Consider the following 16,066-nt stretch of genomic DNA (forward strand, 5'->3'; position numbering starts at 1 on the left):
TTTTGATCTTGATCTCAGGCGCCCCGTCAACCACGCTGGCCGAACGCAGGCTTGAATCCGTGGGTAACCCGGCAGGACGCCGGGTTAGCCGTCCTGGGCCAAGGATGGCCCATGACGGCGGCCCACGGATTCAAGCCTTCGTTCGGGCACACCGAGCCTAAGCGAGGTGCCGAGTGGTGGGGCAAGAGCCTTTTGGTTACTTTTGGGCTCTTTCTCTTTCCAAAAGTGACCCGCCGTAAGGGCGGAACCAATAGCCGCCGTGACCGCAGCAACGGATATGTACACGCTCACCCCCCAACGACATGGTCGGCCCAGAGGCCGCCACGGGACCAAGCTCCCTCCCAAAGTTGGCTGCAATAGCGATCCAAAGCCCTACACCGCCTCCCGATAAGGATTCCTCGGATCCTGCGTCCAATTCAAAAACGGCTTGCCCGTGTCCATCGGCACCATCTCGATACAGTCCGCCACCGGGCAGGTGATCTGGCACAGATTGCAGCCCACGCATTCATCATCGATCACCTCATACAGGTGCGTGCCATCCGCCCGTTTCACGCTGGCAATCGCCTGGTGCGACGTGTCCTCACAGGCGATATGGCAGCGCCCGCAACCAATGCAGGCCGCCTGGTCGATCTTCGCAATCACCTGATAGTTGATGTCCAGGTATTTCCAGTCGGTGGTGTTGCCCACCGCCCGCCCGGAAAATGCCTGCAAGTTCGCGTAGCCTTGGCTGTCCATCCAGCGCGACAGCCCATCCTTCATTTCTTCGACAATCCGGAACCCGTGCAGCATCGCTGCGGTGCACACCTGCACCGCACCGCAACCGAGGGCGACGAATTCCGCTGTATCGCGCCAGTTGCCGATGCCGCCGATGCCGCAGATCGGCAGGCCCTGGGTCTGCGGGTCGCGTGCGATTTCGGCGACCATGTTCAGCGCAATCGGTTTCACCGCCGAACCGCAATAGCCCCCGTGGGTGCTCTGGGTGCCGACCATCGGCAGCGCGACCATGCGCTCCAGATCGACGCTGGTGATGGAGTTGATGGTGTTGATCAGCGACACCGCATCCGCGCCGCCACGGTAGGCCGCCCGTGCCGCCACGCGGATGTCGGTGATGTTCGGCGTGAGCTTGACAATCACCGGCAGCGAGCAATAGGTCTTGCACCAGCGCGTCACCTGTTCCACGTATTCCGGCACTTGGCCGACCGCCGCCCCCATGCCGCGCTCCGGCATGCCGTGGGGGCAGCCGAAGTTCAGCTCGATGCCATCGCAACCGGTGGCTTCCACCAGCGGCAGGATGTTTTTCCAGGATTCTTCGACGCACGGCACCATCAGCGACACGATCAAGGCGCGGTCCGGCCAGTCCTTTTTCACCTGGGTGATTTCCCGCAGGTTGATCTCCAGGGATCGGTCGGTGATCAACTCGATATTGTTGATGCCCAGCACTTCACGGTTGGCGCCGTAGTGCGCCGAATAGCGTGACGACACATTGACCGCCGCCGGGTCTTCACCCAGGGTTTTCCACACCACGCCGCCCCAGCCCGCTTCGAAGGCGCGGACCACGTTGTAGGCCTTGTCGGTGGGCGGCGCGGACGCCAGCCAGAACGGGTTGGGGGCCTTGATACCGGCGAATACAATCGAGAGATCGGCCATTACGCAGCCTCCACATTCAGCATGAGTTGGGCGTGCATGGCTTCTGCCGCCAGCTTGCCATGTTGCACCGCTTGCACGGTGAGGTCCTGGCCGAGGCTGACGCAATCGCCGCCTGCATACACGCCTGGGACACTGGTGCGCAGATGCTCGTCAACGAAGATCCGTTCGCCGACGCGGTGCAGTTGCTGGGCCAGCGGGTCGTGCAGCGCTTCGCCGTCGAACCCTTGGCCGATGGCCTTGAAGATCGCATCGGCGGCCAGTTCGAAGGTTTTGCCGGTGGGGCGCAGGCGGCCGGCTTCCAGGCGGGTGCGGGCAAAGCGCATGCCGCGTACATGGCCCTGGCCGTCCAGCAGGACTTCTTCCGGCTGGGCCCAGGTCAGCAGGCGTACCTGGTTGGCCTTGGCGATAGCCTGCTCATGGTGAGTGGCGCCCATGTCCGCCAGACCCCGGCGGTACACCAAGTTCACGTCGCGGGCACCGAGACGGGCCATTTGCACGGCCATGTCGATGGCCGTATTGCCGGCACCGAGCACGATGCAACGGTCGGCCAGGGGCAGTTGGGTCAGGTCATCGGCCTGGCGCAATTCGCGGATGTAATCGGTGGCGGCGAGCAGGCCGGGGGCGTCCTCGTGGGCCAGGCCGAGCTGCTTGCTCGCGGCAAGCCCGAGGCCGAGAAAGACTGCGTCGAATTGCTGGTGCAGTTCGCTCAGGGTCAAGTTGTCGCCCAGGCGCTGGCCGTGGCGGATCTCGATGCCGCCGATCTGCAAGAGGAAATCCAGTTCCTTCTGCGCGAAATCATCCACCAGCTTGTACTTGGCGATCCCGTATTCATTCAGGCCGCCGGCTTTTTCGCGGGCTTCGAACATCACCACGTCATGGCCGTGCAGGGCGCTGCGATGGGCGCAGGCCAAACCGGCCGGTCCGGCGCCGACCACGGCGATGCGCTTGCCGGTGGGCGCGGCGCGCTGGAAGGGGTGGTCGCGAAAGTGCGCGTTGTCGATGGCGTAGCGTTGCAGCAGCCCAATCAGCACTGGCGCGCATTCTTCGGCGTTGTTACGCACGCAGGCTTGCTGGCACAGGATCTCGGTGGGGCAGACCCGCGCGCAACTGCCGCCGAGGATGTTGGCCGAGAGAATCTTGTGTGCCGCGCCTTGGACGTTTTCGGTGTGGATGCTGCGGATGAACGACGGGATGTCGATCTCGCTGGGGCACGCATTCACGCACGGCGCGTCGTAACAATACAGGCAGCGCGAGGCTTCCAACTGGGCCTGCCGGGCATTGAGCGGTGGCGCCAGGTCGGTGAAATGGCTGGCGAGCGTTGCGCCGTCCTCGACGGGATGAGGGAGGTGGGTCAGGGTCTGGATCACGGTATTGGCCTCACGGTGTTTTTGCCTCTGGCGGGCATTGGGTTTTTTGGGCGCCTGGACCGGCCTTATCGCAGGCAAGCCAGCTCCCACATTTGATGGGGTTCACACAGTTCAAATGTGGGAGCCGGGCTTGCCCGCGATAGGCCGAAGGCCGCTTTCAGCGTTTCACAGCAACCGGTCTGGAACGCTCCGCCCGCTTGCTCAACAGCTCAAACACCGCCGGATACGCCGGCCGCTCCACATACCGCCCGGCACCCCGCTCCGCGCGCAGGTCGCCATCGGCCCAGACCAGCTTGCCCTGGCTGATGGTGTGGCTCGGCACGCCGCGCACGGTCTTGCCTTCGAAGATGTTGAAGTCGACCTGCTGATGGTGAGTCTTGGCGGAAATCGTCCGTGTGCCCTGCGGGTCCCACAACACCAGGTCGGCATCGGCGCCCACGCGGATCGCGCCTTTGCGCGGGTAGAGGTTGAAGATTTTCGCGGTGTTGGTGGAGGTCAGCGCAACGAACTCCTGCATCGACAGGCGCCCGCTGTTGACCCCTTCATCCCACAGCAGCGCCATGCGGTCTTCGATACCGGCGGTGCCATTGGGGATCTTGCTGAAGTCGTCGCGGCCGGCGGCCTTTTGTTCCGCACAGAAGCAGCAATGATCGGTCGCGGTGGTATGCAGGTTGCCCGATTGCAAGCCACGCCACAGCGCTTGCTGATGCCCGCGTGGGCGGAACGGCGGGCTCATCACGTAACCGGCGGCGGTCTGCCAGTCCGGGTGCTGATAGACGCTGTCGTCCAGCAGCAAATGGCCGGCGAGGACTTCGCCATACACCGGCTGGCCCTTGCTGCGCGCGTAGGTGATTTCATCCAGCGCTTCCTGGGTGGACACATGCACCAGGTACAGCGGCGTACCGATGGTCTCGGCGATACGGATGGCGCGGCTGGCCGCTTCACCTTCGACCTGGGACGGCCGCGACAGCGGGTGCGCTTCCGGCCCGGTGATGCCCTGGGCCATCAGCTTGCGTTGCAGGTGATACACCAGCTCGCCGTTCTCCGCATGCACGGTGGGCACCGCGCCCAGCTCCAGGCAGCGCTCGAAGCTGGCGACCAGGGTGTCGTCCGCCGCCATGATCGCGTTCTTGTAGGCCATGAAGTGCTTGAAGCTGTTGATGCCGTGGTGGCTGACCAGCTCGGCCATTTCCTCGCGCACCTGCTCGCTCCACCAGGTGATCGCCACGTGAAAGCCGTAGTCGGCGGCGGACTTCTGCGCCCAGCCGCGCCACTGATGAAAGGCTTCCATCAAGGATTGCTGGGGGTTGGGAATCACAAAGTCGATGATCGATGTGGTGCCCCCTGCCAGGCCTGCCGCCGTGCCACTGAAAAAATCCTCGCTGGCCACCGTGCCCATGAAGGGCAGTTGCATATGCGTATGGGGGTCGATACCGCCGGGCATCAAGTACTGGCCGCTGCCATCGAGCAGTTCAGTGCCGGCGGGCATATCCAGGTTCGTGCCAATAGCTTGAATGAGACCGCCTGCGCATAAAACATCGGCGCGGTAACTTTCATCATGGGTAATAACGGTGGCGCCACGGATCAACAGCGACATGTCGAGTTCCTCACAGGCTTGACCGGCTTGTGCCAGTTCTAAGTGTTGTAATGCTGTTTGCCGATGGTCGGTTGATTCCTGTCATCGGTGACAGGAATAGAAACTAGCCCGAGTTTTTCAATTGGGCAAGCCTATTTTTTATATGCTTATATTCAAGTTAACTATTTGATTTAAAACGATAAAAATTATAAATCACCAAAATGTCGCGCCTGCTCACCATTTTGACGCACTTGACAGGTTCTTCAATTGAGCAATATTTCTTATTGCAAATCAGACGGTTGGGACATGCCCCTTGACGGCGCCGTTAAATAAAAATAATTGTGTTGCACCAGATTGAGTCCTGAACGTCCGGCAACTTCCGCATTCTTCAGCCTGAGGCGTGCGACAAGTACCCAAGGGCCAGTCGGAAAGCTGATAAACATCAGCGAGTTATATAAGCGGTGCGGGTTCGAGGCAGCTGATCGGCACGGAAATTGAGTGCAGTGGCGACTGGCCGGGCCCGTGATGTCATGTTGTTTACGAGGTACTCCGGCCATCCGGCGCACAGCGTTGGATGAGCAAAAAATAATTCGAAAAACCGTGGAGCGGCCATGCAACAGAACAGATCGCAAGTCATTGAACGCAACGGCCTGTACGAACTCGACGCCGGCCCCGACGTCCTCGACAGTCCTCGCTACAACCACGATATGGCACCGACCAAAGTGCACGAACGTACCTGGAACAAATGGCATATCACCGCGTTGTGGGTCGGCATGTCGATCTGCGTGCCCACCTATACCTTGGGCGGGGTGCTCACCGCGTATTTCGGCCTGTCGGTGGGTGAAGCGCTGATGGCGATCCTATTGGCCAACATCGTGGTGCTGATCCCGCTGACCCTCAACGCCTTCCCCGGCACCAAGTACGGCATACCGTTTCCGGTGCTGTTGCGCTCCTCGTTCGGCATTCTCGGTTCCAACGTGCCGTGCCTGATCCGGGCGCTGGTGGCGTGCGGCTGGTTTGGTATCCAGACCCTGTTCGGCGGGTTGGCGATTCACCTGTTCCTGGGCTCGATTTTCGAGGGCTGGAAGTCCCTCGGCGGCACCGGCGAAGTGATTGGCTTCATGGTGTTCTGGTGCCTGAATTTATGGGTGGTGCTGCGCGGCGCCGAGTCGATCAAGCGCCTGGAAACCTTGTCGGCGCCGTTGCTGGTGGCGGTGGGCATCGGCCTGCTGGTGTGGGCGATGCCGAATGTGTCCCTCAGCGAGCTGATGGCGATCCCGCCCAAGCGCCCCGAAGGCGCGAGCCTCACCGGTTACTTCATGGCCGGCCTGACGGCGATGGTGGGGTTCTGGGCCACACTGTCGCTGAACATTCCCGACTTCAGCCGCTACGCCAAAAGCCAGAAGGACCAGATTCTGGGGCAGATTTTCGGCCTGCCGCTGACCATGTTCCTGTTCGCCTCGCTGGGCGTGATCATGACCGCCGCTTCGGTGAAGCTGGTGGGTGTGAGCGTGTCCGACCCGGTGACGCTGATCGGCCATATCCAAAGCCCGGTGTGGGTGGCCGTGGCGATGGCGCTGATCATCGTCGCAACCTTGTCCACCAACACCGCGGCGAACATTGTCTCGCCCACCAATGACTTCCAGAACATCGCGCCCAAGCTGATCAATCGCACCACGGCGGTGATCCTGACCGGCCTGGTCGGGCTGCTGTTGATGGGCCATGAGCTGCTGAAAAAACTCGGCCTGATCGTTTCCGATGTGAGCCTGGAAACCGTCTATTCCAATTGGTTGCTCGGCTATTCAAGCCTGCTCGGCCCGATCGCCGGGATCATGGTGGTGGACTATTTCATCACCCGCAAACAGCAACTTGACCTCGCCGGCCTGTACCGCGACGACGTATACCCGGCGTGGAACTGGAGTGGTTTTATCGCCTTTGGCGTGCCGGTGGTGCTGACCTTGCTGTCCCTGGGCAGTGATGCGTTCAGCTGGTTCTACAGCTACGGCTGGTTTACCGGTTCGGCGTTGGGCGGTGTGTTGTATTACGGGCTGAATGCCAAGCGTGGGATGAGCACGCTTGTTGCCAAATCACCCGTATAGAAATTTGGAATGCCATCAAAATGTGGGAGCGGGCTTGCTCGCGAAAGCGGTGTATCAGTCACCGTCGATATCGCCTGAGCAATCGCCTTCGCGAGCAAGCCCGCTCCCACATTTCTGACTTCTTTCCACAGTTGGAACGGGGTCATCCATAAGAAACCAGCCTGAGGAGGTCCCCCATGAACGCTGCCCTCGACGTTCTGCAATCCACCCACCCGCACATCAACCGCGACCGCCTGTGGCAGTCGCTGATGGACCTGGCCAAACTCGGCGCCACGCCCAAGGGCGGCGTGTGTCGCCTGGCCCTCACCGACCTGGACCGCCAGGCCCGCGACCTGTTTGTGCAGTGGTGCGAAGAGGCCGGTTGCACCGTGACCATCGATGGCATCGGCAACATCTTCGCCCGTCGCCCGGGGCGCAACCCCGACCTGCCGCCGGTGATGACAGGCAGCCATATCGACACCCAGCCTACCGGCGGCAAATTCGACGGTTGCTTCGGCGTGCTGGCCGGCGTGGAAGTACTGCGCACCCTCAATGACCTCAAGCTGGAAACCGAGGCGCCGCTGGAAGTGGTGGTGTGGACCAATGAAGAGGGCTCGCGCTTTCCTCCGTGCATGATGGGCTCGGGCGTGTTCGCCGAGAAGTTCACCCTGGCCGATACCCTGGCCAAGGTGGATGTGGACGGCGTCAGCGTGGGCGATGCGCTGAATGCAATCGGCTACGCGGGTTCACGCCCGGTCAGTGGGCACAAGGTGGGCGCCTATTTCGAGGCGCATATCGAACAGGGGCCGATTCTGGAAGACGAGAAAAAAACCATCGGCGTGGTGCTCGGCGCCCTGGGGCAGAAGTGGTTCGACCTGACACTGCGCGGCGTTGAAGCGCATGCGGGGCCAACGCCGATGCACTTGCGCAAGGACGCCCTGGTCGGCGCCGCCGGCGTGGTGGCGGCGGTCAACGCGGCGGCGCTCGGGCATCAACCCCATGCGTGCGGCACCGTCGGTTGCCTGCAGGCTTACCCCGGTTCGCGCAACGTCATTCCGGGTGAAGTGCGCATGACCCTGGACTTTCGTCACTTGGAACCGGCGCGGCTGGACGCGATGATTGCCCAGGTGCGCACGGTGATTGACGCGACCTGCGCCAAGCACGGCTTGAGTTTCGAGATGCAGCCCACGGCGGACTTTCCACCGCTGTACTTCGACAAAGGCTGCGTGGACGCCGTGCGCGATGCCGCCAATGGGTTGGGCTTGTCGAACATGGACATCGTCAGCGGCGCAGGCCACGACGCCATATTCGTCGCCGAGCTGGGCCCGGCCGGCATGATTTTCGTGCCCTGTGAGGGCGGCATCAGCCATAACGAAATCGAGAACGCCGCACCGGACGACCTGGCGGCGGGCTGTGCGGTGTTGTTAAGGGCGATGGTGGCCGCTTCGGCGGCGATTGCCAGCGGTAAACTGGCTGCCTGAAGGTGGGAGCAGGCAAGCCAGCTTCCACCTTGGTATTGTGACGTTTGCCAAACTGCCGTCAGCCAGGAGCAATCATGTCCACCGTCGTTCGTCTTGCCCAACCCGCCGATGCCGAGGGGATCAGCCAGGTCATCCTGGCGGCCTTGCACAGCAGCAATGCACGGGATTATCCGGCGGATGTGATTGCTCGGGTCGCGCGTAGCTTTTCGCCGGACGCGGTGCTGGATCTGCTCAAGCGCCGCGTGGTGCTGGTGGCGGTTCAGGATCAGGTGATCGTCGCCACTGCCGCCCTCGACGCGAATGTGGTGCGCTCGGTGTTCGTCAATCCCGCGTTGCAAGGGCAGGGCATCGGCCGCGTGTTGATGATCGAGATCGAATTGCGCGCCCGTGAAGCCGGGGTGACGGTGCTGAGCGTGCCGTCGTCGCTGACCGCCGAGCCGTTCTATACCAGGCTGGGGTTTCATACCGTGCGCGATGTCTACCATGGCAACGAGCGTACCCTGGTCATGGAGAAGGCACTGCTGTCCCGGCACCCTATCGGGCTCTATCGCGACCGTCAGCATCGGGCGCAAGTGATTGAACTGTGGCAGGAGGCGTTCGGCTACGACACCACGCATAACCTGCCGAGCCTGGCGATCGATAAGAAGCTGGCGGTCAATGACGGGTTGTTCTTTGTCGCGACGGATAAAAAGACCGTAGTCGGCACTATTCTCGCCGGGTACGACGGGCATCGGGGCTGGCTGTATTCGGTAGCGGTGCACGCAGGCTATCGGCGCCATGGCCTGGGCTCGTCGCTGGTGCGGCATGCGGAACAGGCATTGACCGCGCTGGGCTGCATGAAGATCAACCTGCAGATCACCGGCGGCAATGAGGCGGTGGTGGGGTTCTATGAGGCGTTGGGGTATGGGGTGGAGCCCAGGGTCAGTATGGGCAAGAAGATTGCGGTGAATATTCCTGCTCAATCCTAAAAACACCAAAAATCAAATGTGGGAGCTGGCTTGCCTGCTCCCACAGGGTTTTGTGGTGTGGCTGGTGTGTGATCAGACCTTGACGATCCAACCCGCTGGCGCTTCCACATCACCGGTCTGCACACCGGTCAACTCTTTGTAGAGCTTCTGGGTGATCGGGCCGACTTCGGTCTCGCTGTGGAACACATGCAGCTTGCCGTTGTACTGGATGCCGCCGATCGGCGAAATCACGGCCGCGGTACCGCAGGCGCCGGCTTCCTTGAACTGGTCCAGCTTGTCGATGAACACTTCGCCCTCGACCACGTCCAGGCCCAGGCGGGTCTTGGCCAGCTCGATCAGCGACAGGCGGGTGATGCCTGGCAGTACCGACGGCGACTTCGGCGTGATGAACTGGTTGTCGTGGGTGATTCCGAAGAAGTTGGCCGAACCGACTTCTTCGATTTTGGAGTGGGTCATCGGGTCCAGGTAGATCGCGTCGGCGAAACCGGATTTCTTCGCTTCCGAGCCGGGCATCAGGCTGGCGGCGTAGTTGCCACCGACCTTGGCGGCGCCGGTGCCCTGTGGCGCGGCGCGGTCGAAGGTGGAGATCTGGAAGTTGTGGGGCACCAGGCCGCCTTTGAAGTAGGCGCCGACCGGGATGCAGAACACCGAGAAGATGAACTCCGGTGCTGTGCGCACGCCGATGTTGTCACCGGTGCCGATCACGAATGGGCGCAGATACAGCGCGCCACCACTGCCATACGGCGGGATGAAGCGCTCGTTGGCCTTGACCACTTGTTTGCAGGCGTCGATGAAGTCTTCGGTCGACACGTGCGGCATCAGCAGGCGGGCGCAGCTGCGTTGCATGCGGGCGGCGTTCTGGTCCGGACGGAACAGGTTGATCGAGCCGTCCTTGCAGCGATAGGCCTTGAGGCCTTCAAAGCATTGCTGGCCATAGTGCAGGGCGGTGGAGCCCTCGCTGATGTGCAGCACGTTGTCGTCGGTCAGGGTGCCAGCTTGCCATTCGCCATCTTTCCAGACCTGGAGAAACCGCTTGTCGGTCTTGATGTAGTCAAAACCCAGCTTGTCCCAATTGATGCTTTCGTTACCCATGACACCCTCTATCTCTGGTCAAGTCGGTTTTTTACTGAATGGGCGCAACAATACTGCATTCTTGGCCCGTGTGGGAGCAGGTGGGCGGACCATTGAGTACTTGTGTCGAGTGATCCACCGTCATCGCAGGCAAGCCAGCTCCCACATTTGGAATGCATTCCCCTGTGGGAGCTGGCTTGCCTGCGATGGCCCCGCCGCGGTTTTACAGGTGCAACGCGTGGCCCAATGCCCGCAATGCGGCCTCTTGCACCGCTTCGCCGAGGGTCGGATGGGCGTGGATGGTGCCGGCCACATCTTCCAGGCGCGAGCCCATTTCCAGGCTCAGGCCAAAGGCGGTGGACAGCTCCGAAACACCGGCCCCCACGGCTTGCCAGCCGACGATCAGGTGGTTGTCACGGCGCGCCACCACCCGTACGAAGCCGGTTTTCGACTCCAGGGTCATGGCGCGGCCATTGGCGGCGAACGGGAAGCTCGACACGATACAGTCCAGGCCGGCGGCCTTGGCCTCATCGGGCGTCTTGCCGACCACCACCAGTTCCGGGTCGGTGAAGCACACCGCCGGGATGGCTGCCGGGTTGAATTCGCGGGATTGACCGCTGATCAGTTCGGCCACCATCTCGCCCTGGGCCATGGCGCGGTGGGCCAGCATCGGCTCGCCGCTCAGGTCGCCGATCGCCCACACGTTGCGCATGCTGGTCTGGCAGCGGCTGTCGATCTTGATCGCCGCGCCGTTCATGTCTAGGTTCAGCGCTTCGAGGTTCCAGCCCTGGGTATTGGGTTTGCGCCCCACGGCCACCAGCACCTGGTCGGTTTCCAGGGACAGGGTGTCGCCACTCGGAGCGCGCACCTGCAGGCAGTTGTCGGCAAACCCGGTGACGCTGTGCTGGAGGTACAGCTTCACCCCCAGTTGCTTGAGGGATTCATTCACTGGTTGCGTCAGCTCGGCATCGTAGGCCGGCAGGATGCGATCCTGCGCTTCCACCACACTGACTTCGGCGCCGAGCTTGCGGTAAGCAATGCCCAGCTCCAAACCGATATAGCCACCGCCGACCACGATCAGGCGCTTGGGCACCCGAGTCGGCGCCAGGGCTTCGGTGGACGAAATGATCGGCCCGCCAATCGGCAGCATCGGTAGGCTGACGCTCTTCGAGCCGGTGGCCAGCAGCAGGTGTTCGCACTGGATGCGCTGGTCGCCGACGTCGACGGTCTTGCCGTCGACCACCTTGGCCCAGCCGTGGATCACCTGCACTTTGTGCTTCTTGAGCAGTGCGGCCACGCCGGTGGTCAGGCGGTCGACGATGCCGTCTTTCCACTCCACGCTTTTGCGGATGTCCAGGGTTGGCACGTCCACTTCGATGCCCAGTTGCGAGCCCTGGCTGTGGTGTATGGTCTGCTGGAATTGCTCGGCCACATGGATCAAGGCCTTGGACGGAATGCAGCCAATGTTCAGGCAGGTTCCGCCCAGCGCCTGGCCTTCGACCAGAACGGTCGGAATGCCCAGTTGACCGGCGCGAATTGCCGCCACATAGCCGCCAGGTCCGCCGCCGATAATCAGCAGCGTCGTTTGCAATGTCTGAGTCATGTCCTTACTCCAGGAACAGGCTGGCGGGTTGTTCGAGCAGGCCGCGAATGGCCTGGATGAATTGCGCCGCGTCCATGCCATCGACCACGCGGTGATCGAAGGAGCTGGAGAGGTTCATCATCTTGCGCACCACGATCTGGCCCTTGACCACCATCGGCCGTTCGACGATGCGGTTGACGCCAACGATGGCCACTTCCGGCAGGTTCAGTACCGGCGTGCTGACGATGCCGCCCAAGGCGCCCAGGCTGGTCAGGGTAATGGTCGAGCCCGACAGCTCATCGCGGCTGGCCTTGCCGTTGCGCGCGGCGCTGGCCAGGCGCGCGATTTCCTCGGCATTGCCCCACAGGCTGCGGGCTTCGGCGTGACGCACCACCGGCACCATCAGGCCCACGTCGCTCTGGGTGGCGACACCCACATGCACCGCGCCAAGGCGGGTGATAACCTGGGCTTCGTCGTCGTACCGCGCATTGATCTGCGGGAACTCACGCAGCGCCACCACCATGGCGCGCACGATGAATGGCAGCAACGTCAGCTTGCCGCGCGTCGCGCCGTGTTTCTCGTTGAGGTGCACGCGCAGATCGTCGAGGGCGGTGACATCGATCTCTTCCACATAGCTGAAGTGCGCGGCGCGGCGGGTGGCGTCCTGCATGCGCTGGGCGATCTTGCGGCGCATGCCGATCACCGGGATCTGTTCTTCATCGTTGCGTTCGGCGTAGGGGTTGGCCGCCGCGGACACATTTGCCAGGCCCTGGCGCAGGAACGCCTCCAGGTCTTCATGCAGAATCCGCCCGGCCGGGCCCGTGCCCTGGACCAGGCGCAGTTGAATTCCGGCGTCCATGGCGTGCTTGCGCACGGCAGGCGAGGCCAACGGGCGCTCGCCGGCTTCACGGGCCACGGGCGCCTGGGCTGCGGCGACGGGCGTGGGTTTGCTTTCAACCGGCGCTGGCTTGCTTTGCACCACGGGCGCAGTTTTTACCGGCTGCGCGACGGCAGGCGCGTCCTTGGCGTTACCCGCGCCCTCCACTTCGATGCTGATCAGGATGCTGCCCACGGCCATGACTTCACCGGGCTCGCCGCCAAGGGAAATTACCTTGCCGTGCACCGGCGAGGGGATGTCCACCATCGCCTTGTCGGTCATCACATCCGCCAGCACCTGGTCTTCGACAACCAGGTCGCCGACCTTTACATGCCACTGCGACAGTTCCACTTCGGCGATGCCTTCGCCAATGTCCGGCATCTTGATAACGTGCGTGCCCATTCAGACCTCCATGACCCGTTTCAACGCCGCGCCCACGCGGGACGGCCCTGGGAAATACGCCCACTCCTGCGCGTGCGGGTAGGGAGTGTCCCAACCGGTGACGCGTTCGATCGGCGCTTCCAGGTGATGGAAGCAATGCTCCTGCACCAGCGACACCAACTCGGCGCCAAAGCCGCAGGTGCGCGTGGCTTCATGCACCACCACGCAGCGCCCGGTTTTTTTCACCGACTTGACGATGGTGTCCAGGTCCAGCGGCCACAGGCTGCGCAGGTCGATGACTTCGGCGTCGATGCCGGTTTCCTCGGCGGCCACTTGGGAGACATACACGGTGGTGCCGTAGGTCAGCACGGTGACGGCCGAACCGGGGCGCACGATGGCGGCCACGTCCAGCGGCACGGTGTAATAGCCGTCCGGTACTTGCGCTTGCGGATGTTTGGACCACGGGGTTACCGGGCGGTCGTGATGGCCGTCGAACGGGCCGTTGTACAGGCGTTTGGGCTCGAGGAAGATCACCGGGTCATCGTTTTCGATTGAGGCGATCAACAAACCCTTGGCGTCATAGGGGTTGGACGGCATGACCGTGCGTAGGCCGCAGACCTGGGTAAACACCGCTTCGATGCTCTGGCTGTGGGTCTGGCCACCATAGATACCGCCTCCGCACGGCATGCGCATGGTCAGCGGTGCGGTGAACTGGCCGGCCGAACGATAGCGCAGGCGCGCCGCTTCGGAGATGATCTGGTCGGTGGCGGGGTAGACGTAGTCGGCGAACTGGATCTCGGCCACCGGGCGCAGGCCGTAGGCGCCCATGCCCACCGCGACGCCGATAATGCCGCTTTCGGAAATCGGTGCATCAAACACCCGCGAGCTGCCGTATTTGGTCTGCAGGCCCTCGGTGCACCGGAACACACCGCCGAAGTAACCGACGTCCTGGCCGAACACCACCACGTTGTCGTCGCGTTCGAGCATCACATCCATGGCCGAGCGCAGGGCCTGGATCATGGTCATGGTGGTGGTGGTCATGGCGGTTTCCACTTCAATGCTGTTGTTGTGATCGTTCATGTCAGACCCCCAGCTCTTGACGCTGGCGCTTCAAGTGCTCCGGCATCTCTTTGTAAACGTCTTCGAACATGGTTGCGGCGCTCGGGATCTGGCCGCCGGCCAGGGTGCCGTACTGTTCGGCTTCTTTTTGCGCTGCGATGACTTCGGCTTCAAGTTCGGCACTGACCGCCGCGTGTTCCTCGTCGGACCACTGGCCAATCTTGATCAGGTGCTGCTTGAGACGTGCAATCGGGTCGCCGAGCGGGAAATGGCTCCAGTCGTCGGCGGGGCGGTATTTGGACGGATCGTCCGAGGTGGAGTGCGGACCGGCGCGGTAGGTGACCCACTCGATCAGCGTTGGCCCCAGGTTGCGGCGCGCACGTTCGGCGGCCCAGGCGGAGGCGGCGTAGACGGCGATGAAATCGTTGCCGTCCACGCGCAGCGAGGCGATGCCGCATCCCACGCCGCGTCCGGCAAAGGTCGTGGCTTCACCGCCGGCAATCGCCTGGAAGGTGGAGATGGCCCACTGGTTGTTGACCACGTTGAGAATCACCGGGGCGCGGTACACGTGGGCGAAGGTGAGGGCGGTGTGGAAGTCCGATTCGGCGGTGGCGCCGTCGCCGATCCAGGCGGACGCTATCTTGGTGTCGCCCTTGATCGCCGAGGCCATGCCCCAGCCCACGCCTTGTACGAACTGGGTGGCGAGGTTGCCGGAAATGGTGAAGAAACCGGCGTCTTTCACCGAGTACATGATCGGCAGCTGGCGGCCCTTGAGCGGGTCACGCTCGTTGGACAGCAGTTGGCAGATCAGGTCCACCAGCGGCACTTCGCGGGCCATCAGGATGCTTTGCTGGCGGTAGGTGGGGAAGCACATGTCATCGATGTTCAACGCCAGCGCCTGGGCGCTGCCGATGGCTTCTTCGCCGAGGCTCTGCATGTAGAACGACATTTTCTTTTGACGCTGGGCGACCACCATGCGGTTGTCGAAGATCCGCGTCTTGAGCATGGCACGCATGCCTTTGCGCAGGATCTCGACCGGCACCCCTTCGGCCCAGGGGCCGAGCGCCTGGCCCTGATCGTCGAGCACACGGATCAGGCCCTTGGCCAGGTCGGCGGTGTCGGCGGGTTCTACGTCAATGGCGGGTTTGCGCACCAGGCCGGCGTCGGTCAGGCGCAGGTAGGTAAAGTCGGTCTTGCAGCCTGGGCGGCCCGAGGGTTCAGGGACGTGCAGGCGCAGCGGTTCGTATGGCTGGTTCATGGCTTTCTACGCTCTATCTTGTGAATTTCTTGTAGTGGGCGCGCTAGCTGACAGTCAGGCTCCGGATAGGAGAAATCTTGTCCTACAACAATCATAGGCGGGGCGTAGAAGAATATTTATCTGTGTTTCGTTGCGCTGGCGACCATTTGCGGATAAAAAAACTGCATAAACATAATAAACAGGTGATTTTGTCTCATGCGCAAACTGGACCGTACCGATATCGGCATTCTCAACGCCCTGCAGGAGAACGCCCGCATCACCAACGCCGACCTGGCCCGTTCGGTCAACCTGTCGCCCACGCCGTGCTTCAACCGGGTCAAGGCGATGGAGGAGTTGGGGCTGATTCGCGAGCAGGTCACGCTGCTGGACGCCGACCTGCTGGGGCTGCACGTCAACGTATTCATCCATGTGAGCCTTGAAAAGCAGAACGAACTGGCGTTGCAGCAGTTCGAAAGCGCGATCTCCGACCGCCCGGAAGTGATGGAGTGCTACCTGATGGCCGGCGACCCGGACTACCTGATTCGCGTGCTGGTACCGACGATCCAGGCGCTGGAGCGCTTCATGATGGACTTTTTGACCAAGGTGCCGGGCGTTGCCAATATCCGGTCGAGCTTTGCGCTCAAGCAGGTGCGCTACAAGACTGCGTTGCCGCTGCCGGCCAATGGCATCAGCCTGGGCGCCTGATTTACACCGCCCTCACTAACCCAACACCGCTCAAAAT

12 protein-coding genes are annotated in these 16,066 nt (G+C 62.4%); 4 read left to right on the plus strand and 8 right to left on the minus strand.

Annotation, left to right across the window (positions count from 1 at the left end; all coding sequences use genetic code 11):
- Nucleotides 1-372 precede the first annotated feature (372 nt).
- From preA to hydA, 3 genes are all read right to left on the minus strand, one after another.
- Nucleotides 373-1,647: an NAD-dependent dihydropyrimidine dehydrogenase subunit PreA gene (preA, locus tag H0Z09_RS10015; RefSeq protein WP_186690124.1), complete on the minus strand. Its 1,275-nt coding sequence runs from the start codon at nucleotides 1,645-1,647 to the stop codon at nucleotides 373-375.
- A complete protein-coding gene (locus tag H0Z09_RS10020) occupies nucleotides 1,647-3,014 on the minus strand; it encodes an FAD-dependent oxidoreductase (RefSeq protein ID WP_186690431.1) in 1,368 nt (455 codons plus the stop codon). Before H0Z09_RS10020 ends, preA begins: the two co-directional genes overlap by 1 nt.
- Before the next feature lie 157 nt (nucleotides 3,015-3,171).
- The gene (hydA, locus tag H0Z09_RS10025) at nucleotides 3,172-4,611 is read right to left on the minus strand and encodes a dihydropyrimidinase (protein ID WP_186690126.1); all 1,440 of its coding nucleotides are present in this window, start codon (nucleotides 4,609-4,611) and stop codon (nucleotides 3,172-3,174) included.
- A gap of 590 nt (nucleotides 4,612-5,201) precedes the next feature.
- On the opposite strand from hydA, the gene H0Z09_RS10030 reads away from it, so the two are divergent.
- The 3 genes from H0Z09_RS10030 (at nucleotide 5,202) to H0Z09_RS10040 (ending at nucleotide 9,117) form a co-directional block, all read left to right on the plus strand.
- Nucleotides 5,202-6,689, plus strand: coding sequence for an NCS1 family nucleobase:cation symporter-1 (locus H0Z09_RS10030; protein WP_186690127.1), 1,488 nt, complete (start codon nucleotides 5,202-5,204; stop codon nucleotides 6,687-6,689).
- A gap of 176 nt (nucleotides 6,690-6,865) precedes the next feature.
- Entirely contained in the window at nucleotides 6,866-8,149 is a 1,284-nt protein-coding gene (locus H0Z09_RS10035) for a Zn-dependent hydrolase (RefSeq protein ID WP_186690129.1), read from the plus strand.
- A 74-nt stretch (nucleotides 8,150-8,223) separates the two neighbouring features.
- Entirely contained in the window at nucleotides 8,224-9,117 is an 894-nt protein-coding gene (locus tag H0Z09_RS10040; RefSeq protein ID WP_186690131.1) for a GNAT family acetyltransferase, read from the plus strand.
- Nucleotides 9,118-9,189: 72 nt separating this feature from the next.
- Here the strand turns inward: H0Z09_RS10040 and H0Z09_RS10045 are convergent, their stop codons facing one another.
- The 5 genes from H0Z09_RS10045 to H0Z09_RS10065 form a co-directional block, all read right to left on the minus strand.
- A complete protein-coding gene (locus H0Z09_RS10045) occupies nucleotides 9,190-10,209 on the minus strand; it encodes a branched-chain amino acid aminotransferase (protein WP_186690133.1) in 1,020 nt (339 codons plus the stop codon).
- A 202-nt stretch (nucleotides 10,210-10,411) separates the two neighbouring features.
- Complete coding sequence (gene lpdA, locus H0Z09_RS10050) at nucleotides 10,412-11,791, minus strand: dihydrolipoyl dehydrogenase (RefSeq protein ID WP_186690135.1); 1,380 nt, start codon at nucleotides 11,789-11,791, stop codon at nucleotides 10,412-10,414.
- Between the two features lie 4 nt (nucleotides 11,792-11,795).
- Entirely contained in the window at nucleotides 11,796-13,049 is a 1,254-nt protein-coding gene (locus H0Z09_RS10055) for a dihydrolipoamide acetyltransferase family protein (RefSeq protein WP_186690136.1), read from the minus strand.
- Nucleotides 13,050-14,108 (minus strand): alpha-ketoacid dehydrogenase subunit beta, encoded by a 1,059-nt coding sequence (locus H0Z09_RS10060; RefSeq protein WP_135292363.1) that lies wholly within the window; start codon nucleotides 14,106-14,108, stop codon nucleotides 13,050-13,052.
- Nucleotide 14,109: 1 nt separating this feature from the next.
- Nucleotides 14,110-15,345, minus strand: a complete 1,236-nt coding sequence (locus H0Z09_RS10065) for a 3-methyl-2-oxobutanoate dehydrogenase (2-methylpropanoyl-transferring) subunit alpha (RefSeq protein ID WP_186690138.1) — start codon at nucleotides 15,343-15,345, stop codon at nucleotides 14,110-14,112.
- A gap of 195 nt (nucleotides 15,346-15,540) precedes the next feature.
- Between H0Z09_RS10065 and bkdR the strand changes: the two genes are divergently transcribed.
- Nucleotides 15,541-16,029, plus strand: a complete 489-nt coding sequence (gene bkdR, locus H0Z09_RS10070; RefSeq protein ID WP_076955126.1) for a Bkd operon transcriptional regulator BkdR — start codon at nucleotides 15,541-15,543, stop codon at nucleotides 16,027-16,029.
- The last annotated feature ends 37 nt before the right edge of the window (nucleotides 16,030-16,066 follow it).

The sequence above is a fragment of the Pseudomonas sp. SWRI18 genome, from assembly GCF_014268345.1.
GTDB classification, from domain to species: Bacteria; Pseudomonadota; Gammaproteobacteria; order Pseudomonadales; family Pseudomonadaceae; genus Aquipseudomonas; species Aquipseudomonas cedrina.

Coding starts and splice junctions, on each gene's coding strand:
- preA (WP_186690124.1), bottom strand. CDS start 1,647: ATGGCCGATCTCTCGATTGTATTCGCCGGTATCAAGGCCCCCAACCCG.
- hydA (WP_186690126.1), bottom strand. CDS start 4,611: ATGTCGCTGTTGATCCGTGGCGCCACCGTTATTACCCATGATGAAAGT.
- H0Z09_RS10030 (WP_186690127.1), top strand. CDS start 5,202: ATGCAACAGAACAGATCGCAAGTCATTGAACGCAACGGCCTGTACGAA.
- H0Z09_RS10035 (WP_186690129.1), top strand. CDS start 6,866: ATGAACGCTGCCCTCGACGTTCTGCAATCCACCCACCCGCACATCAAC.
- H0Z09_RS10040 (WP_186690131.1), top strand. CDS start 8,224: ATGTCCACCGTCGTTCGTCTTGCCCAACCCGCCGATGCCGAGGGGATC.
- H0Z09_RS10045 (WP_186690133.1), bottom strand. CDS start 10,209: ATGGGTAACGAAAGCATCAATTGGGACAAGCTGGGTTTTGACTACATC.
- lpdA (WP_186690135.1), bottom strand. CDS start 11,791: ATGACTCAGACATTGCAAACGACGCTGCTGATTATCGGCGGCGGACCT.
- H0Z09_RS10055 (WP_186690136.1), bottom strand. CDS start 13,049: ATGGGCACGCACGTTATCAAGATGCCGGACATTGGCGAAGGCATCGCC.
- H0Z09_RS10060 (WP_135292363.1), bottom strand. CDS start 14,108: ATGAACGATCACAACAACAGCATTGAAGTGGAAACCGCCATGACCACC.
- H0Z09_RS10065 (WP_186690138.1), bottom strand. CDS start 15,345: ATGAACCAGCCATACGAACCGCTGCGCCTGCACGTCCCTGAACCCTCG.
- bkdR (WP_076955126.1), top strand. CDS start 15,541: ATGCGCAAACTGGACCGTACCGATATCGGCATTCTCAACGCCCTGCAG.